This window comes from Citrobacter sp. TBCS-14, from assembly GCF_005280805.1.
Lineage (GTDB): Bacteria > Pseudomonadota > Gammaproteobacteria > Enterobacterales > Enterobacteriaceae > Citrobacter > Citrobacter gillenii.
This window is the reverse complement of record NZ_SZWM01001342.1, coordinates 1-519: the sequence shown is the minus strand read 5'-3', so window position 1 is coordinate 519 and position 519 is coordinate 1. Positions and strand designations below refer to the sequence as shown.

The following is a 519-nucleotide window of genomic DNA, read 5'->3' as shown; positions in this document are numbered from 1 at the left end:
GTAAAGTTGGACCCTGGCATATCCCATGGCAGTACCAACTGCGGCAGCAGCTGTGGGATACCGTTACCCTGCGAGCCATCGGCCAGAATGTAATGGAACTGAGACCCGATGGTCGCTACATGGCCACCCGTCAGGTTCACGATACCCATCACCGCGCAGCCAGCCAGCAGAGCCGGGAGGTGACCGNGCGCCGGAAGATGACCAGGCAGGCGGATCCCCAGACGCGGCCAGAAAATCAGGATCCCCAGCGTGACCACGCCAATGGCGGCATCACCAAGGTTAATGGTCGGCAGGGCCATAAACAACGCACCCACTTTTTGCAGGTAGTGTTCCGGGACGTGTGCCATCTGCAGACCGAGAAAATCTTTAATCTGCATGGTACCGATGGTGATACCAATACCCGAGGTAAAACCTAACGTAACGGACACCGGAATGTATTCGATCAAACGACCAAAGCGGGCGAGGCCGAAAAGGATCAGGAATATCCCGGACATTAGCGTGGCGACCAGCAGACCTGCC

Annotated in this window: 1 protein-coding gene; it reads right to left on the bottom strand. The window is 57.1% G+C overall.

Going from position 1 to position 519, the window contains the following annotated elements; translation table 11 throughout:
* A partial coding sequence (locus FDX22_RS27735; RefSeq protein ID WP_255433103.1) for a SulP family inorganic anion transporter occupies nucleotides 1-519 on the bottom strand: 519 nt, incomplete at both ends.